21 protein-coding genes are annotated in these 23,950 nt (G+C 46.1%); 11 read left to right on the top strand and 10 right to left on the bottom strand.

Annotated features, from left to right (window positions below):
• Nucleotides 1-8: 8 nt before the first annotated feature.
• From KN811_RS00415 to KN811_RS00390, 6 genes are all read right to left on the bottom strand, one after another.
• The gene (locus tag KN811_RS00415; RefSeq protein WP_187964953.1) at nucleotides 9-1,382 is read right to left on the bottom strand and encodes an MBL fold metallo-hydrolase RNA specificity domain-containing protein; all 1,374 of its coding nucleotides are present in this window, start codon (nucleotides 1,380-1,382) and stop codon (nucleotides 9-11) included.
• On the bottom strand, nucleotides 1,379-2,233 hold the full coding sequence (locus KN811_RS00410; protein WP_187964952.1) for a PDDEXK family nuclease: 855 nt from the start codon (nucleotides 2,231-2,233) through the stop codon (nucleotides 1,379-1,381). Before KN811_RS00410 ends, KN811_RS00415 begins: the two co-directional genes overlap by 4 nt.
• Before the next feature lie 39 nt (nucleotides 2,234-2,272).
• The gene (locus KN811_RS00405) at nucleotides 2,273-2,686 is read right to left on the bottom strand and encodes a hypothetical protein (protein ID WP_187964951.1); all 414 of its coding nucleotides are present in this window, start codon (nucleotides 2,684-2,686) and stop codon (nucleotides 2,273-2,275) included.
• An 85-nt stretch (nucleotides 2,687-2,771) separates the two neighbouring features.
• Nucleotides 2,772-3,611, bottom strand: a complete 840-nt coding sequence (locus tag KN811_RS00400; protein WP_187964950.1) for a universal stress protein — start codon at nucleotides 3,609-3,611, stop codon at nucleotides 2,772-2,774.
• A 122-nt stretch (nucleotides 3,612-3,733) separates the two neighbouring features.
• A complete protein-coding gene (locus KN811_RS00395; protein WP_187964949.1) occupies nucleotides 3,734-4,549 on the bottom strand; it encodes a universal stress protein in 816 nt (271 codons plus the stop codon).
• Nucleotides 4,550-4,556: 7 nt separating this feature from the next.
• Complete coding sequence (locus KN811_RS00390) at nucleotides 4,557-5,372, bottom strand: universal stress protein (RefSeq protein WP_187964948.1); 816 nt, start codon at nucleotides 5,370-5,372, stop codon at nucleotides 4,557-4,559.
• Nucleotides 5,373-5,525: 153 nt separating this feature from the next.
• Between KN811_RS00390 and KN811_RS00385 the strand changes: the two genes are divergently transcribed.
• Together KN811_RS00385 and KN811_RS00380 are read left to right on the top strand one after the other, a co-directional pair.
• Nucleotides 5,526-6,110 carry a WG repeat-containing protein gene (locus KN811_RS00385; RefSeq protein ID WP_187964947.1) on the top strand — a complete coding sequence of 195 codons (585 nt, stop codon included), beginning with the start codon at nucleotides 5,526-5,528 and terminating at the stop codon, nucleotides 6,108-6,110.
• Nucleotides 6,111-6,114: 4 nt separating this feature from the next.
• The gene (locus KN811_RS00380; RefSeq protein ID WP_187964946.1) at nucleotides 6,115-6,564 is read left to right on the top strand and encodes a DUF2267 domain-containing protein; all 450 of its coding nucleotides are present in this window, start codon (nucleotides 6,115-6,117) and stop codon (nucleotides 6,562-6,564) included.
• On the opposite strand, the gene KN811_RS00375 is transcribed toward KN811_RS00380, so the two are convergent.
• A complete protein-coding gene (locus KN811_RS00375; RefSeq protein ID WP_187964945.1) occupies nucleotides 6,561-8,285 on the bottom strand; it encodes an adenosylcobalamin-dependent ribonucleoside-diphosphate reductase in 1,725 nt (574 codons plus the stop codon). The two genes, KN811_RS00380 and KN811_RS00375, sit on opposite strands and share 4 nt — an antisense overlap.
• Nucleotides 8,286-9,581: 1,296 nt before the next feature.
• Here KN811_RS00375 and KN811_RS00370 point away from each other — a divergent pair.
• Together KN811_RS00370 and KN811_RS00365 are read left to right on the top strand one after the other, a co-directional pair.
• A complete protein-coding gene (locus KN811_RS00370; RefSeq protein ID WP_187964944.1) occupies nucleotides 9,582-10,217 on the top strand; it encodes a dienelactone hydrolase family protein in 636 nt (211 codons plus the stop codon).
• Between the two features lie 16 nt (nucleotides 10,218-10,233).
• Entirely contained in the window at nucleotides 10,234-10,872 is a 639-nt protein-coding gene (locus KN811_RS00365; protein ID WP_187964943.1) for a phosphoribosyltransferase, read from the top strand.
• A gap of 167 nt (nucleotides 10,873-11,039) precedes the next feature.
• On the opposite strand, the gene KN811_RS00360 is transcribed toward KN811_RS00365, so the two are convergent.
• Together KN811_RS00360 and KN811_RS00355 are read right to left on the bottom strand one after the other, a co-directional pair.
• Nucleotides 11,040-11,999 (bottom strand): calcium/sodium antiporter, encoded by a 960-nt coding sequence (locus KN811_RS00360; RefSeq protein ID WP_187964942.1) that lies wholly within the window; start codon nucleotides 11,997-11,999, stop codon nucleotides 11,040-11,042.
• A 426-nt stretch (nucleotides 12,000-12,425) separates the two neighbouring features.
• On the bottom strand, nucleotides 12,426-13,064 hold the full coding sequence (locus KN811_RS00355) for a class I SAM-dependent methyltransferase (protein ID WP_187964941.1): 639 nt from the start codon (nucleotides 13,062-13,064) through the stop codon (nucleotides 12,426-12,428).
• Nucleotides 13,065-13,240: 176 nt separating this feature from the next.
• Here KN811_RS00355 and KN811_RS00350 point away from each other — a divergent pair, with 176 nt between their 5' ends.
• The 3 genes from KN811_RS00350 (at nucleotide 13,241) to KN811_RS00340 (ending at nucleotide 19,396) form a co-directional block, all read left to right on the top strand.
• Nucleotides 13,241-15,964 carry a cation-translocating P-type ATPase gene (locus tag KN811_RS00350; RefSeq protein ID WP_187964940.1) on the top strand — a complete coding sequence of 908 codons (2,724 nt, stop codon included), beginning with the start codon at nucleotides 13,241-13,243 and terminating at the stop codon, nucleotides 15,962-15,964.
• Nucleotides 15,965-16,067: 103 nt separating this feature from the next.
• Entirely contained in the window at nucleotides 16,068-18,464 is a 2,397-nt protein-coding gene (gene ppsA / locus KN811_RS00345; protein ID WP_187964939.1) for a phosphoenolpyruvate synthase, read from the top strand.
• A 95-nt stretch (nucleotides 18,465-18,559) separates the two neighbouring features.
• On the top strand, nucleotides 18,560-19,396 hold the full coding sequence (locus KN811_RS00340) for a universal stress protein (protein ID WP_187964938.1): 837 nt from the start codon (nucleotides 18,560-18,562) through the stop codon (nucleotides 19,394-19,396).
• Here KN811_RS00340 and KN811_RS00335 read toward each other — a convergent pair.
• The gene (locus KN811_RS00335; protein ID WP_187964937.1) at nucleotides 19,393-20,028 is read right to left on the bottom strand and encodes a hypothetical protein; all 636 of its coding nucleotides are present in this window, start codon (nucleotides 20,026-20,028) and stop codon (nucleotides 19,393-19,395) included. The two genes, KN811_RS00340 and KN811_RS00335, sit on opposite strands and share 4 nt — an antisense overlap.
• Nucleotides 20,029-20,273: 245 nt before the next feature.
• Between KN811_RS00335 and KN811_RS00330 the strand changes: the two genes are divergently transcribed.
• The 4 genes from KN811_RS00330 to KN811_RS00315 are packed head-to-tail and all read left to right on the top strand — an operon-like array spanning nucleotide 20,274 to nucleotide 23,818.
• Complete coding sequence (locus tag KN811_RS00330) at nucleotides 20,274-20,780, top strand: YciE/YciF ferroxidase family protein (RefSeq protein ID WP_187964936.1); 507 nt, start codon at nucleotides 20,274-20,276, stop codon at nucleotides 20,778-20,780.
• Nucleotides 20,781-20,788: 8 nt separating this feature from the next.
• Nucleotides 20,789-21,874: an efflux RND transporter periplasmic adaptor subunit gene (locus tag KN811_RS00325; protein WP_187964935.1), complete on the top strand. Its 1,086-nt coding sequence runs from the start codon at nucleotides 20,789-20,791 to the stop codon at nucleotides 21,872-21,874.
• Nucleotides 21,871-23,133 carry an ABC transporter permease gene (locus tag KN811_RS00320; RefSeq protein WP_187964934.1) on the top strand — a complete coding sequence of 421 codons (1,263 nt, stop codon included), beginning with the start codon at nucleotides 21,871-21,873 and terminating at the stop codon, nucleotides 23,131-23,133. Before KN811_RS00325 ends, KN811_RS00320 begins: the two co-directional genes overlap by 4 nt.
• A 10-nt stretch (nucleotides 23,134-23,143) precedes the next feature.
• Nucleotides 23,144-23,818, top strand: a complete 675-nt coding sequence (locus KN811_RS00315; RefSeq protein ID WP_187964933.1) for an ABC transporter ATP-binding protein — start codon at nucleotides 23,144-23,146, stop codon at nucleotides 23,816-23,818.
• Nucleotides 23,819-23,950: the final 132 nt, after the last annotated feature.

Genomic DNA, 23,950 nt, shown 5'->3' with positions numbered 1-23,950 from the left:
AACAGGTATTAAAGTAATAATCTTATAACATCATTGTGTTCCGGGATACAGGAATCCCAGGAATATACCTCTTTAATTTTCTCCCCGAAAACCCGTGCGCTTTCAGGCTCTCCGTGGATGAGAAAAACTTTTTCCGGCTTTCCTTCTATTCCGGATAACCAATTTAATAATTCTTTTTGATCTGCATGGGCCGAAAGAGCGTCCAGGCATTCGATCCGGGCACGCACAGGATAATATTTGCCGAAAAACCTGATCTCCTTCGCCCCTTCCTTAAGGTCCCTTCCCCTGGTCCCTTCGGCCTGGAAGCCTACCAGAAGTACGGTAGTACTTTCTTCATCGATAAGCTGTTTCAAATAGGTCAGTACCCTTCCCCCGGTAGCCATACCGCTCCCGGCAATCACTATTTTGGGCTGGGTATTGTCTATGACATTCCAGGTTTCCCGGTAAGAATCGACAATTTTCACATAGTTTAATACCGCCCTGAATTCATCCCGGCTTACCTTATGCCAGTCCGGGTACTGCAGAAAAACCCGCAGGACCTCTTCTCCCATCGGACTGTCTATGACCACCGGGATACGGGGTATCTTATTTTTTTTATACAGCTCCCATAACAGAACGATCAGTACCTGTGTTCGCTCCACGGCAAAACTCGGGATAATCAGGTTCCCTCTTTTGTGTATGGTTTCCCCGATCATGGAGGCAAGTATCTCCCGTGCATCTTCCCCGGAATGGATGCGGTCGCCATAGGTGGTCTCTATAAAGAGATAATCGGCCTTATCCGGTTTGTCGGGATCAAACAAAAGCAGGTCGCCCGGCCTGCCGATATCCCCGGAAAACACAAAGCGTTTGCCATAGATGTCCGTTTCTATAAACGTCGCTCCCAAAATGTGACCGTTATACCGGAACCGCACGGCAATATCCCCGGATAAACGTATCCAGTGGTCACAGGGCTGTGTTTCCAGGTATTGCAGGGTCTTTTCCACATCCTCTTCCGTATATAACGGCAGGGCCGGGTGGTGCCTGGAAAACCCTTCTTTATTGGCGAGTTCGGCATCTTCCTCCTGTATTTTGGCACTGTCTTTTAATATGATCCGGGTTATGGCCAGTGTAGGGGCAGTACCATATATCTTGCCTCTAAACCCCTGTTTTACCAGCCTGGGCAAATACCCTACATGATCGAGGTGGCCGTGGGTAAGAAGTACAACATCCAGCTTTGTTACGTCGAACTTCATCCCCTGCCAGTTCAGTTCCCGCCATGACTTGGCGCCCTGGAACAATCCGCAGTCTATCAGAAACTTCAGGTCTGAAGTCTTTACCAGGAATTTGGAGCCCGTAACAGTCCCGGCGGCTCCCAGGAAATGTATTTTGACCTCTTTTTTCATTCCGCGAGGCGATTTACATGGCACAGTTCACAGATCTCCCGCAGTATATTTTTCTTCCTTTTTTCGGAAACGCCGATATGATCGAGCATAAAGGATTCTTTGTGCAGATCCCTGCAAAGTACGATGCCCTTATCCAGCAAAAACTGTTTTTCCCGCTTTGTCATTAAAGTGGAAGATGTGACGGGATGCAACCCGAGGCGGTCTATCCGGTCTTTCAGGCTGTTTTCTTCAGGATGGTCCCAGCTCAACAAATAAAGTCCGGCACACCGGCCGTATTTCAGGGCGTCGAACGTAAAACGGGTATTGGTCACCACCCATGACCCTGTCAAATTGTTTTCGGCATGCGCCTTCCAGGCGCTGTTTATGTCCAGGAACCTGGAATGAATATAGAGGGGGATCTTAACATCGCATTTTCTGCCTTGATCACCATGGAATTTACACTCTACCAGGGTTACTGTCCCGTTTTTCCGTGCAAAGACATCAATTTCATGATGCACACAGGTTCCCGGGATCACCTTTCCTATTTCATTTTTATACCCCGAATACTGCAAAACCGCTCCTATAAACCTCTCAAAGGGAAAACCGGACGGCCCCAGTTCGTAAATTGCCTTTTTGAGTTTGTACTTTGAAGCAAATACCGGGGTATCTTTCCGAAGCATGGCAAAAGCTCGGTTGTATATTTCCCGGGTGGAAATACCGGGGTAAAGCTCATCGTGAACCGTCCGTATAATATGTTCTATAAGCTGGTCTCCCGCCCCGGTGTGTTTCAGGGAGGCCCGGAGCTTCTCATAAGAAAAATCGGCTTGCTCTCCCGAGGCCTTTGTAATTTTAAACGAATGGGGATTACTCATGTTTTCAAATCGGGTTCAACAGTATTTCCTTACGCATCACTAAAGGCTGCCGGAAACGAAAAAATCCCGTACCAACGCCTTTACCTGGTTTGCCGTCATACTATCGGCCTTTTCCACGCATTTTACTTTTTCCCTTAAAGGTTTATGATCTTTCTCCAGGTACTCGGCAAACTTGAGCCCCATAGCGCCGGGGCCGTAAATAGCTATGGCCTCCGCATCATTGATCTTTGCTGCCAGGGCTTCAAAATATCTTTTCATCTGGTGCTTTCTCCTTTCCGTATATTTACTGTCCTGTACCACATCCTGGGGGCCCCAGCGCGTTTTAGAACGCGATCCGCCCACAGGCCGGTAGGCTTCTATCTTCGAGATCACCGTTTCCATTTTTTCATCCCCTTTTTCCACGGTGACGAGATGGGCTTTTCTCCGGTCCATCCAAATACCGATATTTTTCATAAGTCTTTGATTTTAAGATTACACCCTTTGCCCCCGGGCTCCGGAAGCATCTATAAATTTAAGCATTAATACCCGGTTAATAAATTTACGAACGATACATAACAAGCAGGGGGACCCCCGTATGGTGCCCCAGTCCTTTAAGCACAGGTTTCCTTAGCATTGTATTAAATAAACTGTGCTTTTGGTTCATAAAGGCAATCATGTCCACATCTTCACGGCTTTCCGTAAAACAGTGGATGGCCGTTTCCGTATCTATATTGGTCAGGGCGTGATAATGGGTTTTTATCCCCTCCAGCCTCACCATAAGACAGGCCTTGTTATCCAGTTGTTCTTCATCCGGATCTTCCCTGTCCCCGATGTGCAGTATTCTCACGGTACATCGATGTTTCTTCGCCAATTCCAATAACGGAGCAAGGTCTTTTCTTTTATAAGCATTTTTAAAAGAAGACGGAAATACGATCCCCTTAGGTATCTTTATCCCTGCAGATTCGGGCACCGCCAGTATCGGGCAGCTAAATACGCTTTCCATGACCGCAACGGTATTGCTGCCAAACCATCTTTCTTTGGCCCCGGTCGCTCCCCGGGTGCCCATGACGATCATATCGATATTCCGTTCTTCAATCAGGTCTTTGACCGTTTCGGCCAGGCGGCCGTACCTGGAAACCATATCAAAAGTATGATCCCGGCTTATTCCCGAAGAACTCAATATATCGAAAAGCCCCTTCAATCCTTTTTGCGATCTTACAAGTGCCGCCTCGTACGCGGGGTTGGAAGCCTGTAAAACCATCATATTGGTGGTATTTCCGGCGCCAAAGGTATGGAGCAGTATAAATTCACACGCCTCATCTTCGAACAGTTGAACAGCATAGTCAACCGCATTTCTTGCGTTGGCGGAAAAATCGGTGGGTACTAATATTCGTTTCATCAGATCTGTCTAAGTTAATTTAGTCATAGGTGTTTTTATTTATCCTGTCATCACAGGCAGGAGATGAGATATAACATCGCCGCTTTATCTCATTTCTGATCTCTGCATGTCTTTTGGTAAGTTCATGTAATATCCGGCATCACCAGAAAAGGGACTTTTATCCTGAAGACCACATTTCTGATCACGGGTTCCCGGAACAGTTTTTCCGGGAAACTGTGTTTATTGTTTATCATGGCCACCATACCGATAGCCCTGTTTTTGGAATACCGGGCAATGACTTTGGATATGTTGTCATATTTTACGATCTCTTCACGCGTATAGGTGAAATTTTTTAACAGCTTTCCCAGTTTTTTCCTGTTCTTTACCTGCACTTCATTGAACTGTTCTTCTTCCGTGATATGCAGTATCCTGATTTTTGATCCCCACAACCCGGCGATCTCCTTTAGCGGCTTCAGCCCGAATTCTTCATAAGTGCTTTTAAAATCCGTGGGGAACAAAATCTCGTCCGGAAGGTCATAATCATATGCTTCCGGAACAGCCACAACCGGGCAGAAATCAATATTTTTAATCACCTTCAGTGCATTGCTTCCCATAAAGATCTCCCTGGCCGCCGTGGAGCCTTTTGTTCCCATAAAAATGTAATCCACATTCCGGGAGATCACCGTTTTTCCTACCGCATTTACCAGAGCATCGTATATGATTTCCCTTTCGTAAAAATGTTCGGGGTTCGTGTTTTTTATGTTGACCTCTTTGAACAGGTCTTCCATCATTTTTATATTCGGATCCGTCACTCTTTCTGTATGATCACTCTTCATATCTGTTTCCTGTGCGTTTAACAGGTAGAAGGTACACGGTTCCCTTTCAAAAAGATATATGGCATATTCCATGGCCTTATGAGCATTGGCAGAAAAATCGGTGGGAATCAATATCCTTTTCATATCTAAGCTATTTTACGGGAGCCCCCTGAAGTACCAGGAAGGGGATTTTCAGGTCAAACCCGATATTGGCCACATTTTGTCTTATTAGTAATCTTCCCAGAAAGGAATGCTTTCTGTGCAGCATGGCTAACAGGTCGTAATGATTATCACGTATATGGTCCTGTATGGCTGCCGATATGTCCGTGTCCCGGACAACAATAAATTCAAAATCGATACCGGCTAAAAGATCCCTTAATTTTTCCTTGTTCTTTTGTTCCTGTTCCGTCCACTTCAGGTCTTCTTCCACGTGAAGTACGGTAAGCCCGGATCGATGTTTTTTTGCCATATCCACCAGGGGTTGTAATTCCCCTTTTTTAAAATGCCTCAGATAATCCGTAGGAAACAGTATTCTTTTTATTCCTTTATATGCATACCTGTCGGGAACAGCCAATACCGGGACCGTGGCTTTCCGCATCACAAAAACGGTATTGCTCCCGAATAAGATCCGCCGGGCCCCTGTGGCGCCTTTGGTCCCCATCACTATCATGTCTATTCCCTCCACTTCGGTTATAGCTCTTACCTTATCCGTAAGCTGGTCAAAATCCGAATGCGAATGAAACCTGTGTTTTTCATTGGGAAATTCCCGGCCGATCCTTTCGAGCGTTGTTTGCAACCCGGATAAGGTATCTTCTATCATCCCGTGATAATCCACCTCGTAGAAAGCGGGTATATAGGTGTGCAGCACATAAAACTCACACTCCTCCTTTTTAAACATTTCAAGGGCATATGCGATGGCATTCCAGGCATTGTCGGAAAAGTCGGTGGGCAATAGTATTTTTTTCATTTTGCGTTTTTTATACATCGTCAAAAATAAAGCTCCCCCGGAACAAAAAACATGATAAATATCAATGTACCACTCTCTTATACACTGATATTTATCATTTTATACATGACATATTTCATATACTTTCAACACAAACTTTAAAATCAGGAAAAAATGAAAAAGATTATTTTCTGGACGCTGCTGTTATCGGGTATTTCCCTTTCCGCACAGCATATTTCCGGTATATCGAGAATCGGAAAACTTTCTGACGGTCTTATCGCTGTTGAAAAGAACGGGGAATGGGGATTTATTAATCCCGGCGGGGACCTGGTTATCGATTTCAGGCAGGACATCGCAGTCCGTGAAAACCCTCCCGCATTTAGTGAAGGCCTTTGCCTGATCAAGGAAACAAAAGAAGGAATTACCTATTACGGGTATATGGACAAAACCGGAAAAACAGTGATTTCCCCCGCTTTTCTCAATGCTACTTCCTTCAGCAATGGCCTGGCCTTTGCCATTGTGCGGAGTAAAACGGTCCGCGGAAAAAACGAATACCTGGACATGGATATCATCGCCAACGAATTTGATGAAGTCATGATAAACCCAAAAGGAGAAATCGTTCGGTATCTGAGGCAGCTCAAGGGAATTCTGTTATCTGAAAAGAGATACAGACAGCCCCGGATAGAAGCTGAACTATTATCTCCCCAGCTCGTAGGGACAAGGGACAAAAACGGAATGTGGAACATTTATAAATTTTAATACAATGGCACTCAATTTTAACCAGTACGCCACGGAGGCCAATACCTTTTTAAAAGGATATGCCAAAGACCTGAACCTGGGAAATGATAAGGAAAGAGCCGGGAGGATACTCTCTGCTGTGCTACACGCCCTTCGCGAGATCATCCCCCCGGAAGAATCCCTGCAGCTTATAGCACAATTTCCCATGTTCCTGAAAGCTGTCTATGTCAACGGATGGACATTAAAATCCAAACGGGAAAAGATAAAGAACATTACGGAATTCATCGATCTGGTCCGGAGTTTCGACGGCCCTGCTTCCATCTGTGATTTCGAATCGGATGACCTGGCCGAAAATTATATCCAGACCACATTTATTTCCCTCAGAAAGTACATCTCCCTGGGAGAACTGGAAGATATACGTACCGGTCTGCCCAAGGACCTGAAACCCCTGATATATCACAGTGTCATGTTTTAACAGGCCCCGGGAGCACTGACATTACATCTTTGCAGCACCTGTTTTTCCTTGCTCCCGTCCCTGTATATGGTTATCCCTTTCAATCCGTACTTCCATGCTGTCATATACACATCGGAAATATCCCCGGCCCCGGCTTCTGCCGGAAGGTTAATGGTCTTGGAAACCGAATTGTCCGTGAATGTCTGGAAAGCCCTTTGGTGTTGCAGGTGAAATTCCCAGGGAATATCCAGGCTGGTCTTAAAGATATTTTTCACCTGTTCGGGAATGCCCTGTATTTTTTGAATGGAACCCGTTTGCAATACCGTATTCTCCAGGTGTTCGCTCCAGTAGCCCATCCGGGATATTTTTGTTTTGAAAACTTTGTTAAGTTCCTGTTGCGATTTTCCTCCGAGTATCCCCACACGCCTGTATGCCAGGGCATACAAGGGTTCTATGGAATACGAGGTGTCGGCTATGACAGAAATTGTCCCGGTGGGAGCGATACTGTTACAGGTGGCATTCCGCATTTTTTGATCCGGGTAAAACCTGCTTTCCGTCCAGGAAGGGAAACATCCCCTTTCTTCGGCCAGGCTTGCAGACGCCTTATAACTTTCCTTCCTTACAAATGCCATGAGTTTTTCTGCCAGTTTTACCGCTCCCGTAGATGCATATGGTATTTCCATGAGCATAAGCAATTCTGCCCATCCCATAAGCCCGAGGCCGATTTTCCTGTTTTTAAGGCTTATGGATTTGATCTGGGGTAAGAGGTAGTGATTGGCATGTATGACATTGTCCAGGAAACGTATGGCCGCATGCACCGTTTCGGCCAGCCTGTTAAAGTCGATCTCATAATTCCCTCCATGTGCGGTTACCATTTTGGAGAGATTGACCGATCCCAGGTTGCAACTTTCGTAATCGAGCAGGGGGACCTCCCCGCATGGGTTGGTACTCCGTATCTCACCCAGTCCGGGAGTAGGATTATCCCGGTTGATGCTATCGAGGAAGATCAGTCCCGGGTCTCCCGTGGCCCAGGCTGTTCCGGTAATCTGATCCCATAGTTTTTTGGCGGGTATATTCCGCACCGCACGCCCGGTTCTGGGGTCTTTCAAACCCCAGGAGAGGTCCTTTTCCACAGCGGCCATAAAGCGGTCTGTAATTCCCACGGAGATGTTAAAGTTCCGAAGGCTTACCCGGTCCGTTTTAACGGAAATAAATTCTTCGATATCGGGATGATCCACATTCAGAATACCCATATTGGCCCCTCTTCGCTTTCCCCCCTGCTTTACGTGTTCGGTTGCAGCATCGTAAATCTTCATAAAGGCTACAGGACCGGAAGAAAACCCCTTGGAAGTACTGACCAGGGCCCCCTTTGGACGGAGCCTTGAAAAATTATACCCGGTGCCTCCCCCGCTCTGGTGGATCAGTGCCGCATTTTTAAGTGAGGTAAAAATAGCGTCGAGGCTGTCTTCTACCGGCAACACAAAACAAGCGCTTAACTGGCCCCCGGGCAAACCTGCATTCATCAGGGTGGGGGAATTGGGCAGGAACTCCAGGTTGTTCATCATCCGGAAGAACCTTGCTTCCCAATACTCCCTGTTATTCCTTTCTGTCCCGGCAATCCATTCCGAGACCCTCCGGAACATTTCTTCCGGGGTTTCCATAACCTTTCCGTCCGGATCCCGGAGCAGATAGCGCTCTTCCAATATCTGGAGCGCATTAGGTGTCAATGATAAACGCACCATATCCATTGCGGTTTCTATAGATTAAAAACAAGAACAGGGACTTGCGCCCCTGTTCCTTCAAGGGGAGTATCATATTTTCAAAGCCTTAAATGCCCGGATACGTTTCCGCATTCCGGAATATTTATGTGCTTCAAAAATACAATTGACCTCCCCCTGGTGATTGTCGCTGATAAACAGCGGCAACCTATATGATGAAAAGTATAAAAGAAGGAAGAAACAGGCCTGCTTCCGGCAAGCCTGTTTCCCGGAAATCTTCGATTTGCCATACGGGTAAAGTATCACGAGATCATTACACCTCATAAAGACTTTATCTCCATACATAAAATTGAAAATTCCCTATGGCTGAGGTTTCAAAAACATTTTTTCATTTATTCGTCATTGCTGTAAACCGGGAAAAGTCCTTAGTGCCTTTTAACCGGTAACTTTCAGGACGATCCTTATTGTTATTTTCCCGTTCGGGAAATCAAGGCCATGTATCAAAGTCCCTGAAACCTCATTTCTCCCCAAAGCCATGAGTAGCTTTATTTTTCATCGATCAGTATGCAAAGAACTTTATTTTGTGGTACTAAAGTAGCCCCTTCTTCCAGGTAAAAAAATGATATGTATCAGTTTTCCATTTTTGTGTTATTGTATTCCGGAACAGAACAAATAACAGAAAAAGGCCATCTTCACGGAAGACAGCCTTTTCTCTCGGAAGGATTGATGTATTAACGTAAGTTATATAAGTTTTATTACCAAAACCAAACATCCCTCTATGATACATAACCTCCTCCAATAATAACAGGATGATCTGTTGTGTGACATAAAGAAACAGGCCCACACGCTGGTAAGCCTGTTTCCGGGGAATCTTCAATTCTTCAAAAGTACTGTAAAGAACATTGCAAGATTGTTACGTCCTACTCCATACTTTACTTATTTTAAACAGGTTGAAAACTCCTTTATCAAACTACCCAAAAAGCAAAGAACTTTATTTTAACACGACCAAAGTACTTCTTCTCAACTCCTTAAAAAATGATATTCATCAGTTTTTTCTTTATGGCCTGGTTAGCGGTTAGGCGTTCTCTTCTGTCGCTACTTGTGCAATAACACTTCCCTTTACATTTTTTGAGGTTAAAACCCCTTCTGTTTCCCTAATTTTCAAAACTTCGCATAGCCCTAAATCTGGAAATCACCGATGAAAGGCTCGTAGTTTAATCTCACTTGACATTTATCATTCCCAAGCTCCTGCAATACGTGTAATTTAGTATCGCTTAATATTAACGACTATTTATTATAACAAAAGTTAAACTCCGCGCAATGACTGATACTGTAAATATCGCTTTGGAGAAAATAACGCTAAAAGGGATTTTGACCATCCCCGAAAAAGCACGGGGAATTATCATTTTTTCCCACGGTAGCGGAAGCAGCCGTCTAAGTCCCAGAAATAACAGGGTTGCCGTAATATTCAATACACAAGGATTTGCTTCCCTGCTCTTTGATCTGCTCTCGGAAAAAGAAGATGCTGTTTACGAAAACCGATTTGATATAGAATTACTAACCCAACGATTGATTGATGTGACCAACTGGATAAAAAATCATCCAAAAATCAAAGGCCTTCCGATCTGCTATTTCGGAGCAAGTACGGGAGCGGCCTCCGCATTGAAAGCAGCGGCTTATTTCGGCAATACCATAAAGGCTGTTGTATCCAGAGGAGGGCGGCCTGATCTTGCGGGAGACAATGACCTGCATACGGTCAACGCCGCAACGCTGCTTATCGTAGGAGGGTGGGATCAAATGGTCTTACAACTAAATCGCGAAGCTTATGCAAAACTGCACGGCAAAAAGCGGCTTGAGATCATCCCCGAAGCCTCCCATCTTTTTGAAGAACCGGGTAAACTGGAACAGGCTACTGCTATATCGGTTAACTGGTTTAAAAAACACCTGAATACATAAACTGAAGTTTAAAGCCATGTTCAGAGACAGGATACAAGCAGCCATTGAACTCACCGAACTCCTGAAACCTTACCAGGGGCAAAATGCCATTATACTGGCTATTCCCAGGAGAGGGCTTCCCCTGGGGGTTGTCATCGCCAGGACTCTCAAATTGCCACTGGATGTTGTGCTTACCAAAAAAATATCCCATCCTCATAACCGGGAATACGCCATTGGTGCAGTAAGCCTTAGCAGTGTGGTCCTGGACGATACGGTCAAAAAAATACCGGGATCGTATATTGAAGGAGAGGTCAACAGCATACGGAAAATCCTAAGCGAAAGATACCGGCTATATTATCCGGACCACAACCCCATGAGTGTCAGGGACAGGACAGCTATTGTCGTAGACGATGGCATCGCCACCGGGAATACCATGCTGGCCACAGCAGAACTTTTATTTAAAGAAAAAACGAAAAAGATTATTGTTGCGGTTCCGGTAGCATCACCACAGGCCATACAAAAACTGGAAAAATCCCCATATATTAATAAGATCATCTGTCTGGAACAACCGGTCAATTTCTATGCCGTAGGCGCTCATTACGAAGTGTTTGACCAAGTCACGGATGAAGAGGCTGTTAAACTCCTGAAAATGGCAAATAGGACCGAAAATGTGTAAAAGCATTCTAATCCGAGATTTTTTGTTGAACATTTTCAGGAAGAAGAAAAGCGATCCGGTAAAATATAGTATTTATCCATAGCTTTTTTCTTCGAATTTAACCCTTTAAATATCTAAAAAATTTAAGGGCCTCAAAGCAAGGTGTATTAAAGTGCATAGGTTTAACCTCAACCCGGATCACTAAACAGATATTTAATTACTGCATACAAAACGTATGAACACAAAAGTATTATGCCCTGGCTTCTTTTTAGTCCGCGTTTTTCGTCCAGAAACCATAAAACACTTATGCTGATAAGTAACAAAAAAGGAATATCGAACCATAGGGTTTCTTTTATAACCCGAATATCCGCTACCAAAGAGGCCATTCCCAGAGGTATTAACAAATCAAATATATTGCTACCGATTATGTTTCCTATGGACAGACCGGGTTTTTTCTTTATTGCTGCATTTACGGATACGGCCAATTCCGGCAAACTGCTTCCCAGGCCGATTATAACAGCACCGACAAAAGATTGCCGAACTTCCCATATTTGTGCAATATTCAGAGCATGTTTTATGGTAATGTCCGAACTAAAGATTACCAACCCCAACCCCAACACAAGAAAAATGACCGGTAATACATCATTTAAAGATCTTTTCTTGTCAATCTTAAATTCAGCTTGCAATTGTTTAGGTTCTCTCTGTAACCTTGTAAAAATATATATTAGAAAAACAACAATCATCAATGCCCCGTCGTTCCAGGTAATTGTATGATCAAAAGCTAAAAGTAAAAGCAATAGAAGTGAACCTATTAATTCAATAGCCATATACCTTACCTGTTTTTTTTCCACTTTTAGAAAATGAAAAAATGCTGTTAACCCCATTACAATACTGATCTGACATACAGAACTTCCTATGGCATTACCTACAATCACCCCCGATACATTAACTCCTTTTAAATTATAAAAGGCCCCGTCTATTGCCACTACCAACTCCGGAAGGTCTGTACCAAACGCTAAAATGGTAAGCCCGATAAAAAGTTCCGAAACATTATATTTTTTGGCCAATACCAAGGCATTTCTCACTACAATTTCCGTACCTCCCCAAAGTCCTGATATACCCGCTATCAATACTATAAAATCGTCCATAACGCATATTTATTCTTGTACTTTGACCTTGTCTGTAATAACTGTTTCGGTCTGTCCTTTTTAAAGCATACTTAAACTGGATTGATTGCAGCGAAAAACACCCTTGCGCCGGCTGGCTCGTTCGCTAAAATAACCCACCGGGTTATTTTTATACGCTCCGCGCTGTTCCGTATGAAGACTTTTTTAAGCCGTATAGCCGTAGCTATGAGATAAGACCGAACGTTAAGAAAACAGCCAGTGGCCGTTTTTAGTGAAGGGGCCTGGTGGCGCGCCGGCAACAAAAAAGCATTTTTTTAGCCATTTGAATTCAGTTTAAACATGCTCTTAACCACATATACTTTCAATAGCCCCTTTCGATTCTTTGATTCCATCAACCATCCTATGTTATTAAAAGCATGGTAAGACTTTTAATAATAACCTTATAACCTATCTTCTCAAAGCGCTTATCACTATAAATGACCCTTCCCCGTAACCTGTCTTAGGGGCCTGTTCTTCCGTGATCTCGTCCGGATTCCCGAATAGGGTCTGTGTAATTCTGAGATCCCTGAAACCACAATCCAGGATCATTCTCTTCAAATGGCCGGTCCTGTAAAAGCTGGCATGCCGGTAAAAGATACTCTGTTTGCGCTTTTCCATATAACTTCTGCCAATCTCCCCGTCTTTTTCTATAAAACCGATGATAAGAAGACCGCCGTCCTTTAAGACCCGAAACGCTTCCCGAAGTGCTTTTTTCACATTGTTCAGATGACAGATGGTCACAAAAAGAACAAAGTCGAAATGAACATCCTTATACGGAAGCGCCTCCGCATACCCCTTTACGATCTCAATCCCTCTTTTTACCGCCAGCGCGGCCATTTCGTCCGAGGGTTCTACCCCCTCCTTAATTCCCAGGGGAAGGGCAAACCTTCCCGTCCCCGCCCCGACTTCTATTCCCGTTATATTTTCCGGGAGCCGTGTAAAATGTTCGCGAAGTGCCCGGATCTCAGATTTGTATACAGCATCGTACCTGGCATACCAGGCTTCGTAATCGCCCACATTTTTACCGAATATATCCGAATGTACCATGATTTTGGGTTTGATTAAGTGGTTAATAAGGAACCGTTTTACATCTCAATACCCAAATGTATCGCACCTTCACCCGTAAAAGAATGACATTCATCATTTCAACAATTTTGTTTTACTGTTTTCTTTACGGGAGCAAAAAACAACATCGGAAAGAAAATTGATTTAATGGAAAAAAGATGTCGGCAGATCATACAGCAAAAACACCGTGGCATCATGTTACCGCAGAACAGGTTTTCAGGGAATTACAGACAACTGCCCTGGGACTGACAGACCGCGAGGCGGAAGACCGGAGAACACGCTATGGCCGAAACGAACTCCGGGAGTCAGGAAAAAGATCGTGGATAAGCATCTTCGGAAAACAGTTCGGGAGCCTGCTGGTTATCGTACTTTTTGTTGCCGCGATTATTTCACAGCTCAGCGGAAATACCATAGACACCTATATCATTCTCTCCGTTATCTTTTTAAATGCCTGTATAGGTTTCACCCAGGAGTGGCGCGCCGAAAAAGCGGCGGCTTCGCTGAAAACTTCCCTGGCCTTATGGGCCAAGGTATTGCGTAATGGTAAGAAGGAAACGCTTTTGTCCCGGGAACTGGTCCCCGGCGATATCATTTTCCTGGAAGAAGGCGACCAGGTCCCGGCAGATGCCCGGCTTATCGAAACCAGGAATGTCCGTACCATAGAAGCGGCACTTACCGGCGAATCCCTTTCAACCGGTAAAGACACCCTGCCCCTGCCTGCGGAAACCATTCTGCCCGAAAGAAAAAACATGGTATACAAAGGTACGTTCCTGGCCAGCGGCTATGCCGTTGGTGTGATAACCGCCACCGGGATGAACACGGCTATAGGAAACATTGCCGGCACACTGCAAAGTATCAGGACTTCCCGGACCAACTTCCAGAAAAAAACGGATATCCTGGGCAAACAAATGGCTCTGCTGTCTGTTACAAGCGCGGTTTGCCTGTTTGTCATCATGTATTTTTTCCGGGACACAAACCTGAATGATGTTTTCATCACCGCTATCGCCATCCTGGTAGCCGCAATTCCCGAAGGTTTACCCGCCGTCCTTTCCATCGTACTGGCCATTGGTATCCGGAGAATGTCAAAACGAAAGGTTATCGTCCGTGAATTTACGGCAACGGAAACCCTGGGAGCGGTCACCACCATCATCACCGATAAGACGGGTACTTTGACGCAAAACAGCCTCACTGTACAAAAAATAGGGATTCCCGGTGAGGAAGATATCCATGTTACGGGTGAAGGATGGTTCCCGGCGGGCAATTTTGTAAGGAACGGGCATGTTCTTGATGTCAACCGCCTTCCCGCGCTGCAACAGTTTCTGCAGATCGCCGGGTGGTGCAACAATGCGGAAGTTTATCACGACACTGAAAAGAACACCTACAAACTGATGGGCGACCCGACGGAAGGGGCCCTGCTGGTCCTGGCCAGGAAAGGAGGTGTTTTTACCGGCGGAACCGAAAAGCTGGATGACACTCCTTTTGACTCGGCCCGTAAAAGGCGTGCCACCCTGGTTGAAAAAAACGGAAAGAAACAACTGTTCGTTATCGGGGCCCCGGAACAAATACTGGAAAAATCCACCCGGGCACTCACGAATAAAGGTGTTATTGACATGGATACGGAGCACAGGCAATTTATTTCCCGGAAAATAGAACACTGGTCGGATCACGCCATGCGGATCGTTGCCCTGGCTTACAGGGATGAACCCGGCGACCTCCTGAAAATCAATAAAAATACGGAATCGCTCACCTTTGCCGGCATCGCCGGAATGACCGACCCTCCCCGCCCGGGTGCAAAAAGTTCGGTAGCCCGGTGCAGGCAGGCCGGTATCCGTGTTATCATGGCTACCGGCGACCATATCAATACCGCACTGGCCATTGCCCGCACTACCGGTATACTGGAAACCTCCCCGAAAGGAGAAAACACGGCCCTTACCGAAACACAGTTGTCGGCATTGGATGAAAGGGAATTTGAAAAAGCCGTGCTGAATATCAACGTCTTTGCACGCCTCACCCCGCAAATGAAACTGCGCATTGCAAACACCCTGCAGCAAAAGGGCGAACTCATAGCCATGACGGGAGACGGTGTCAACGATGCCCCTGCCCTGAAAAAGGCAGATGTAGGTATCGCCATGGGCATCATGGGTACGGACGTGGCGCGCGACGCGGCAAAGATCATCCTTGCCGATGATAATTTTTCTACCATAGTAAACGCCATCGAAGAAGGAAGAATAGTGTTTAACAACGCCAGAAACACCAGTTTTTACCTCGTAACCACCAATCTTGCCGAGATCGCAACGCTTATTTCCGCGCTGGCCATAGGTATGCCCTTACCTTTAACCGCCACGCAAATACTGTGGCTGAACCTCATCACGGACGGCACCGAAGATATGGCCCTGGCCTCTGAAAAAGGGCACGGCGACCTGCTTCGCGAAAAACCCGTCAATCCCAAAGAAAATATCCTGAACAAGAGCATCCTTCCTTTTTTATTTATCAATGCCGCACTGATGGCGGTGGTGACATTACTGGTCTTTAACCACTATCTACCCGAAGGCTTATCCAAGGCAAGGACCACGGCTTTTGCGGTCATGTCTTTTTACCAGTTCTACAACGTATTTAATATGCGGACACTGAAACTCTCCGTTTTCAGCATAGGTATGTTCTCCAACAAATACATCAATGCAGCCCTGGTATTTTCGATCATTGTGCTGCTTTGCCTCATTGAGGTTCCGTTTCTCCGTAAGCTATTTGGTTTTCAACAGCTTTCTTTTTACGAATTTATTTTTTTCGGGCTCATCTCCTCTTCCGTACTGTGGATCGGAGAACTTTACAAATACCTGAGGTACAACAAAAAATTAAGGCTTTGGAAATTCTCCCGACACTGAACAGCCAAAAAAATTATAAGAGAATTAAATAATACGAACTGATTTTCATCATTTTAATTCTTCCGTTCGTCCCTTTTCTTTACAGAAGTTTAATGCAACCGACATGGATACTTATATTAAATTTTTCGACCGGATCGGTATTGCCGATATTCCCGTTGTAGGAGGAAAAAACGCTTCGCTGGGTGAAATGTACAACCGCTTGTCATCCGCGGGGATCACTGTTCCGTATGGTTTTGCCACCACTGCGTCCGCATTCCGGTTATTCCTGAAGGCAAACGGACTCGACCATAAATTGCGGGACCTGTTGCACACACTGGACCGGGAGAATTATACCAACCTCCGCGACATCGGCTCCGGGGCCAGGCAGTACATCCTTGATGCGGACCTCCCGGAGAAACTTTCCGCCGCCATAGCCGAAGCCTATACCGGGTTATGTGAAAGAGAAACCGCAGAAGTCGCCGTCAGGAGCAGCGCTACGGCCGAAGACCTTCCCGAAGCGAGTTTTGCAGGCATGCACGATACGTTTCTGAATGTTACAGGAGAAAAGAATGTCCTCAGGGCGGTAAAACAGTGCTTTGCCTCTCTTTATACCGACAGGGCCATCAAATACAGGGAAGACAAAGGGTTTAAACACGAAGAAGTGGCGTTGTCTGCGGGCATACAGAAGATGGTCCGTGCCGACAAGGGGTGCTCCGGGGTGGGGTTTACCGTAGATCCCGAATCGGGTTTTGACAAAGTGGTCCTGCTCTCGGGAGTATGGGGGCTCGGGGAGAACATGGTACAGGGGGCCGTCAACCCGGACGATTTTTACGTCTTTAAACCGGTATTAAAAAAGGGATACAATGCCATTATCCGGAAAGAGCTGGGGTCCAAAGACAAGACCATGATCTACACCGATACGGACCATCATGTGGCTACCACAAATACGGATACCCCCAAAGACAAACAGGAAACATTTATACTATCGGACGAGGAAATACACCGCTTAGCCCGGTGGGCGGTGATCATTGAAGAACACTATGGGAAACCCATGGATATCGAATGGGCCAAAGACGGGTTGACCCGCCGGCTGTTTATCATACAGGCCCGCCCGGAAACCGTACACCGGTCCGGTACCGGGACATTATTCAGGGAATACCGTATATCCGGAAAGGGAAAAACACTGACGTCGGGGAATGCCATAGGGCACAAGATCGTCCACGGAACGGTACGTTTGCTCTCCTCACCGGCAGATGCCGGTAAGTTATCTCCCGGCGATATTATTGTTACCGGTTCCATTACACCGGACTGGGACCCGTTACTGAAAAGTGTAAGTGCCATCGTAACCAACAAGGGAGGCCGTACCAGCCATGCTGCTATCGTATCGAGAGAACTGGGAATTCCGGCCATAGTGGGGTGTATGGATGCCACACGGGTGTTGACCGAAGGTGTAAAAGTCACCGTATCCTGCGCAGAAGGGAATACGGGATATGTTTATGAAGGCGAAATACCGTTCACAGCAAAAGATATCGACCTTTCACGGGTTAAAATCCCGAAAACGGAGGCCAAACTGATCCTTTCCGATCCGGGGACGGCATTCCGTTTAGCCGCTTACCCCCATAAAGGGGTGGGATTGCTGCGTATGGAATTTATCATCACCCACCAGATCAAAATCCACCCCATGGCCCTGGTGGATTCCGGAAAAATAACCGATAAGGCCACCAGGGCGTCCATAGAAGAGCTCACCCGGGGATATGAGCGGAAAGAAGTCTATTTTATTGACAAACTGGCCCAGGGTATCGCTACCATCTGTGCTGCCTTTTATCCCGAAGAGGTCATTGTCCGCCTCAGTGATTTTAAAAGCAACGAATACGCCAACCTCATAGGCGGCCGCTATTTCGAACCGGTAGAAGAAAACCCCATGCTGGGGTTCAGGGGAGCATCCAGGTATTACAATGAGGCCTACAGAGAAGCATTTAAGCTGGAATGTGAAGCCATTAGAAAAGTTCGCGGTGAAATGGGGTTTCACCATTTAAAAATTATGGTGCCCTTCTGCCGTACTCCCGAAGAAGGCCGGAAAGTGATCCGCCTGATGGCAGAAAACAGCCTGGTACAGGGCGAAGAGGGACTGGAAATATACACCATGATAGAAATTCCGGGCAATGTAATCCTTGCCGGGGAATTCGCCCGGATATTCGACGGGTTTTCCATAGGGTCGAACGACCTTACACAGCTTGTTCTTGGTATTGACCGGGATTCCGAATTCGTTTCAAACCTTTTCGATGAAAATCACCGCGCCGTTAAAATGATGATTACATCGGTTATAGCGGAAGCACAAAAAGCCGGGATCAAAACAGGGCTGTGCGGACAGGCCCCCAGCGATCTTCCCGAATTTGCGGCTTTCCTTGTCGAATCGGGTATAGACAGTATTTCTTTTAACCCGGATGCATTGCTCACCGGGATAGAAAACATGCGTAAAGCGGAAGACCATATCCTCCGGGTTTCTTCCGGACAACCTTAAATACAGTACAAACTGCAGGCCATTAAAAATTTATAGCGGACCCGCCAGCACCGAAACCCGGCCGAAGTATTAAACTAACCATAAAAATACAAACCATGAAACAAATTCTCTTACCAACGGATTTTTCGGAGAACTCTTTGCGGGCCATACGATATGCGACTGCTATGTTCAGGGACGAAAAATGTACACTCCATCTTCTCCATGTATTCGAAGTCCCTTACTACCCCATAATCCTCATGTCTACCGATCGCCTGCACGATCCGGCCTATGAAATTGCGCTCGAACGAAGCCGGAATGCCCTCCGGGACATCATACTCCGCATGGAGCCTGCCAAAAATTCCAACCACCACGTTGAGATCATATCCCGGAAAGATACCTTGCTCCATGCCGTAAAACTCCTGGTAAAGGAAAGGAACATCGACATGATTATCATGGGAAGCAAAGGGGCCCGAAACGCCAGGGGGATCAATTATGGCAGCAATGCCGTGACCCTCATGGAAAAAATATCTTCCTGTCCCGTAATGGCCATCCCCCGGAAAGCAAGGTTCAGAGGGTTTAATGAGATCGTATTCCCCTCTTCTTTTGAAATAGCCTATGAGAAAAAGGAAATAAACCCCTTACTGGAACTCGCCGGGAAATTCGGAGCCAGCATCCGGGTCATCCACATCGGGGACCAGGAGGAACTGACCCAAACCCAGAAGAAAAACAGGAAGTTACTGGAAGACCATTTTGGCGGGTTGAATTGCACTTTTCATTCATTGTCCAATATACCTCCTACCGCAGGAATAAGCTGTTTTGCCGAAAGCCGGGATACGGATCTTATTGCATTGGTCAACCGAAAGCACTCTTTTTTCTACAGGATTACGGAAAAGCCCGTAATAAAAGGGATCAGCTTTTACTCCAGGCTTCCCGTAATGGTGATGCACATTTAGAACTTTGCGGGGATGATCTTTTCTTTTTCGAGTTCCCTGGTCATGCGCCTTACATAGTCTTTTACGGTCCTGTTTATACTCCCGGGGTCCACAAGGTCGAAAGATGCCACCCATACCAGCGATTTACTGTCGGGAGCCTTTATGTCATACAGGGAAGCCTCTATATGGTATATGTTATACCTGTCGTAATAACCGGGATCAAAATAAATATCCTGGTACACAAAATAATACCCTCCGAATCTTCTCCAGAAATAATCTGTTCTGGCATATCCCCTGCTGTAGGAAACTTCTTCGCTTACCCCTTTTACTACAGATACCAGAATAGCATCGTACCCGCTGTCGGCAAACTTGTCTACTTCTTCCCGGATAGCCGCTTCGGACTGCCGGGAATGCATAAAGGAAGGACTGAAAACCCGGTGGCTTTCCACCGCATCGATCCCCCTGGCCTGAAATTCGTCTTTCAAATGTTCCTCGTAAATTTTTCGCCCCATGAGATTATCGGTAATTCCTACCACCAATACCTTTTCCGGGATCTTCCCGCTATATGCATTATCGCGCCAGCTGTCTGCCAGGCGCACGGAAGAACAGCCTGTAAAAACTTGGACTGCGATAATTAAAATTATTTTTTTCATGACCGGTTTCTTTTACGTGTTATGAATCTGTTATTAAGAAGTGATCTTTCCTGTAAATCACCCCCTAAAGTAATCCCGGAAAACAGTAAAAGAAATGACCAAAATCAGTTGTGCTGTTCCGGCCCGGCACAACAAAAAGTTGCCGTACACATGATATTAATCATTTTTCCGGTCGCTGTCCGGGGGTATTTTTACACGGAACTCGCTTAACTGGTAATCAATTATATCATCAAAAATAATTTGCCATGAATAACACGATAGAAAACCTGAGAGAGCTGTTTGTGCAGCAAAGCCTGCTATTATATGACACCGCCATGAGAGAACAGTCCGAATTACCTTATATCGCAAAAAATATAAGTACCCCCGAGTTAAAAGAACTCGTGCAAAAAAAACTCCGGTCCTCTAAAAACACCGGTGACTTTCTCCAGGAGGTTTTCCATACCATGGATATCAGGCACGAGGTAGAAAAAAGTGCTTGCTGCGAATGTATTTTAACACAAACGGAAGAACTGATAGACCGGAGCAAGGATCCCTATGTTTGTGATGCCGTTATTGTAAACACCTTGCAGCAACTGTGTCACAATAACATCGTATCCCTGGGATCGCTGGCATCGTATGCCCGCGAAATCGGACAGAAAGAAATTGCTTTTAGCCTCGAAGGGCTTTCTGCTGAAGAGGAAAATACCGACAAGGAACTTGCCAGGCTGGCAAAGCACAGCATTAACAGGAAGGCTTCCTTTTCAATAATGTAAGTTGCAAGATGTATAAAAGCCTGATAATTTGCCTGGCAGGCCTGCTGGGGTTTTCGTGCGGTCAGCGCAAAGAAAAGGTCTTCCCCGAAAGGATGCTGTTAACCGAGTCTGTGTACTCATCAGTTACCATTCAGCCCGACAGTCTCTATCAAATATATGCTGCCGTAGGCGGCATCCTGGATTGTAACCTGGTGGAAGAAGGCGACCCGGTAAATAAAGAAGACCCCCTTGTGCAGATCATTAACCTCACCCCTGAGCTCAACCGGGAAAATGCCAGGCTGGCCCTTGAACTCGCCCGGGAAAATTACAAGGGCGGGGCAGCAGTACTGGATGAAATACGGGATGAGGTTACCGCAGCTGCCATGAATTACAGGAACGATTCGGTCAATTACATCAGGCAGAAGAATCTGTGGGAGCAAAAAATAGGTTCGGAAACGGAATTCGACACCAGGAAACTCGCTTATCAGCTATCGGGCAATACCCTATCCCTGCTCCGCAATAAATACGACCGCACTAAAAATGAACTGGAAACCCGGTTAAAGCAGGCGGAAAACGATTATAAGACCTCTCAAATAGCCGCTACGGACTTCACCGTCAAAAGCAAAATCGACGGTACGGTATACGCCCTGTACAAAAACCCGGGAGAAACCGTATCCCTCCTGGAACCTTTGGGAGCCGTAGGATGTACCGATAATTTTGTAATAGAAATGCTGATCGACGAGGTGGATATCGTCAAAATAAAAAAGGAACAAAAAGTGCTTGTCACTCTCGATGCTTACGGAGTACAAGTTTTCGAAGCAGTTGTTCACAAGATCTACCCCGAAAAGGACGAACGTTCACAAACCTTTAAGGTAGAAGCCCTCTTTACAAAGCAGCCCCCGGTGCTCTATCCGGGACTTTCCGGTGAAGGTAATATTATTATTGCGCAAAAAGAAGACGCGCTTACCATTCCGAAAGTTTTTCTGACCGCAGACGACAAGGTGCTTACCGAAAACGGCCCTGTGAAAGTTGCAACGGGTTTACAGAACCTGGATCGTGTGGAAATACTGGAAGGTATCGATAAAAAAACTCCCCTGTTAAAACCGGAACCATGACCCGCTGGAAAGTATTGCTGGAAATCGCCCGTACACACCTGTTCACCCGGATGAAATCGACGACCACCGCATCCCTGGGGGTTACCTTCGGCATAGGGGCCTACATTACACTGGTAAGTTTTATGACCGGGCTCAACCGCATGCTGGACGACCTTATCCTGAACCAGACACCTCACATACACCTCTACAACGAAATAGAACCCTCGGAACAACAGCCCGTAAACCTGTACCTGGAGCCGGAAAACGCATTTCACGTGGTCCATTCGGTAAAACCCAGACAAAGCCAGAAAAAGATTCACAATGCCTACCCCATTTTACAGTATCTGAAAGAAGATCCTGCTGTAAAAGGAGCTACTCCCCAGCTCCGGGCCCAGATATTTTACCTTTCCGGCTCCATAGAACTGGGAGGAAACCTCACCGGGATCGACATCATGGAAGAAGTCTGCCTTTCCAACATTCGGGATTATATTATAGAAGGAACTCCCGAAGCCCTGGACAATAGTGAAAGTGGTATACTGCTGGGTGCCGGGCTGGCCCGGAAAATGTCGCTTTCCACAGGCGACCGCATACAGGTAAGCACGGTAAAAGGAGCTGTTTTTCCGCTGAAAATAGTTGGGCTGTATCAAAGCGGTATTGCCGATATAGACAATGTTCAGGGTTTTGCCGGCCTGAAAACCGTGCAGCGTATTTTGGGAGAGCCCCGGAATTACATTACCGACATTAACATAAAGCTCCTCGATATAGATAAAGCCCCTGCGATGGCCCGGCAATTAAAACGACTGTTCGGAGTAAAGGCTACGGACATCAACGAGGCCAATGCGCAGTTTGAAACAGGGTCCGATATCCGCAACCTCATTACCTATTCCGTTTCCGTAACTCTTTTGATCGTAGCCGGATTCGGCATCTACAACATACTCAATATGCTTATCTACGAAAAAATGAAAGATATTGCCATTCTCAAAGCTACCGGGTTTTCCGGTGGTGATGTGCAGTTCATTTTTATAAGCCAGGCCATTATCATCGGCGTGGCCGGTGGTATCCTGGGCCTGCTCGTCGGTTTTATGCTCTCCCGCTTAATTGATGGCATAGCCTTTGAAACCGAGGCCCTTCCCACTATAACTACCTATCCTATTAACTATAACCCGTGGTTTTACATTATCGGTCTGTCTTTTGCGCTGCTTTCCACTTTTATAGCCGGCTACCTTCCGGCAGACAAAGCGAGAAAAATAGACCCTGTAAAGATCATAAGAGGTTCCTGAATCCCGTACCATGGCTGTCGTACTAAAAGCAGATCATATCGATAAGTATTTTAAGAAACCGGTGGCATTTCACGTCCTGAAAGACATATGTTTTGATATAAAAAGAGGGGAGTTTGCCAGTATCATGGGAAAGTCGGGCTCGGGCAAATCCACCCTCCTGTATATCCTATCTACCATGGATACGGATTATACGGGCGCGCTCTACTTTAATAACGAACTGGTTACGGGACAATCACATGAAAAACTCTCCGGGATCAGGAACAGGCATATCGGTTTTGTCTTCCAGTTCCATTACCTGCTTTCCGAATTCAGCGTATTGGAAAACGTAATGCTCCCCGCCAAGAAACTGGGCGAAAAATCCTATCGGGAAATTGAATATGACGCCATAGAAAAACTTAAGATGCTTCATATAGATCACCTGGCAAAAAAGCGGGCTTCACAGATCTCGGGCGGGGAAAAACAGCGGGTGGCCATAGCGCGTGCACTCATCAACAATCCTTCTATCCTGATGGGAGACGAGCCCACGGGGAACCTGGACAGCTACAACTCCGAAAATGTCTTTAATATCTTTAAACAGCTCAAGGAAGAACAGGGGCTCTCCCTGCTGGTAGTGACCCACGATATCGATTTTGCCGAACGTACGGACCGTATCATTCAGCTGGAAGATGGCCGGGTCGTCAACTGAAACTAAACACTGGTAAACCCGTAATATATAAACCGGCTTTTGACAGGTAGGGAACAACCGTAAATCTGTAATATCCCTGAGGCTAAATGGTATGGCTTCATGCAATACCATATAGCTATTAAGCACACGGGG

Origin of the sequence: Sinomicrobium weinanense (assembly GCF_018863395.1) — a bacterium.
Taxonomy (GTDB): Bacteria; Bacteroidota; Bacteroidia; order Flavobacteriales; family Flavobacteriaceae; genus Sinomicrobium; species Sinomicrobium weinanense.
The sequence above is the reverse complement of the archived record's forward strand: the minus strand, read 5'-3'. Positions and strand labels throughout refer to the sequence as shown.

Coding starts and splice junctions, on each gene's coding strand:
- KN811_RS00395 (WP_187964949.1), bottom strand. CDS start 4,549: ATGAAAAGGATATTGATTCCCACCGATTTTTCTGCCAATGCTCATAAG.
- KN811_RS00365 (WP_187964943.1), top strand. CDS start 10,234: ATGTTCAGAGACAGGATACAAGCAGCCATTGAACTCACCGAACTCCTG.
- KN811_RS00340 (WP_187964938.1), top strand. CDS start 18,560: ATGAAACAAATTCTCTTACCAACGGATTTTTCGGAGAACTCTTTGCGG.
- KN811_RS00410 (WP_187964952.1), bottom strand. CDS start 2,233: ATGAGTAATCCCCATTCGTTTAAAATTACAAAGGCCTCGGGAGAGCAA.
- KN811_RS00350 (WP_187964940.1), top strand. CDS start 13,241: ATGTCGGCAGATCATACAGCAAAAACACCGTGGCATCATGTTACCGCA.
- KN811_RS00330 (WP_187964936.1), top strand. CDS start 20,274: ATGAATAACACGATAGAAAACCTGAGAGAGCTGTTTGTGCAGCAAAGC.
- KN811_RS00415 (WP_187964953.1), bottom strand. CDS start 1,382: ATGAAAAAAGAGGTCAAAATACATTTCCTGGGAGCCGCCGGGACTGTT.
- ppsA (WP_187964939.1), top strand. CDS start 16,068: ATGGATACTTATATTAAATTTTTCGACCGGATCGGTATTGCCGATATT.
- KN811_RS00385 (WP_187964947.1), top strand. CDS start 5,526: ATGAAAAAGATTATTTTCTGGACGCTGCTGTTATCGGGTATTTCCCTT.
- KN811_RS00335 (WP_187964937.1), bottom strand. CDS start 20,028: ATGAAAAAAATAATTTTAATTATCGCAGTCCAAGTTTTTACAGGCTGT.
- KN811_RS00370 (WP_187964944.1), top strand. CDS start 9,582: ATGACTGATACTGTAAATATCGCTTTGGAGAAAATAACGCTAAAAGGG.
- KN811_RS00380 (WP_187964946.1), top strand. CDS start 6,115: ATGGCACTCAATTTTAACCAGTACGCCACGGAGGCCAATACCTTTTTA.
- KN811_RS00315 (WP_187964933.1), top strand. CDS start 23,144: ATGGCTGTCGTACTAAAAGCAGATCATATCGATAAGTATTTTAAGAAA.
- KN811_RS00355 (WP_187964941.1), bottom strand. CDS start 13,064: ATGGTACATTCGGATATATTCGGTAAAAATGTGGGCGATTACGAAGCC.
- KN811_RS00405 (WP_187964951.1), bottom strand. CDS start 2,686: ATGAAAAATATCGGTATTTGGATGGACCGGAGAAAAGCCCATCTCGTC.
- KN811_RS00400 (WP_187964950.1), bottom strand. CDS start 3,611: ATGAAACGAATATTAGTACCCACCGATTTTTCCGCCAACGCAAGAAAT.
- KN811_RS00375 (WP_187964945.1), bottom strand. CDS start 8,285: ATGGTGCGTTTATCATTGACACCTAATGCGCTCCAGATATTGGAAGAG.
- KN811_RS00325 (WP_187964935.1), top strand. CDS start 20,789: ATGTATAAAAGCCTGATAATTTGCCTGGCAGGCCTGCTGGGGTTTTCG.
- KN811_RS00390 (WP_187964948.1), bottom strand. CDS start 5,372: ATGAAAAAAATACTATTGCCCACCGACTTTTCCGACAATGCCTGGAAT.
- KN811_RS00360 (WP_187964942.1), bottom strand. CDS start 11,999: ATGGACGATTTTATAGTATTGATAGCGGGTATATCAGGACTTTGGGGA.
- KN811_RS00320 (WP_187964934.1), top strand. CDS start 21,871: ATGACCCGCTGGAAAGTATTGCTGGAAATCGCCCGTACACACCTGTTC.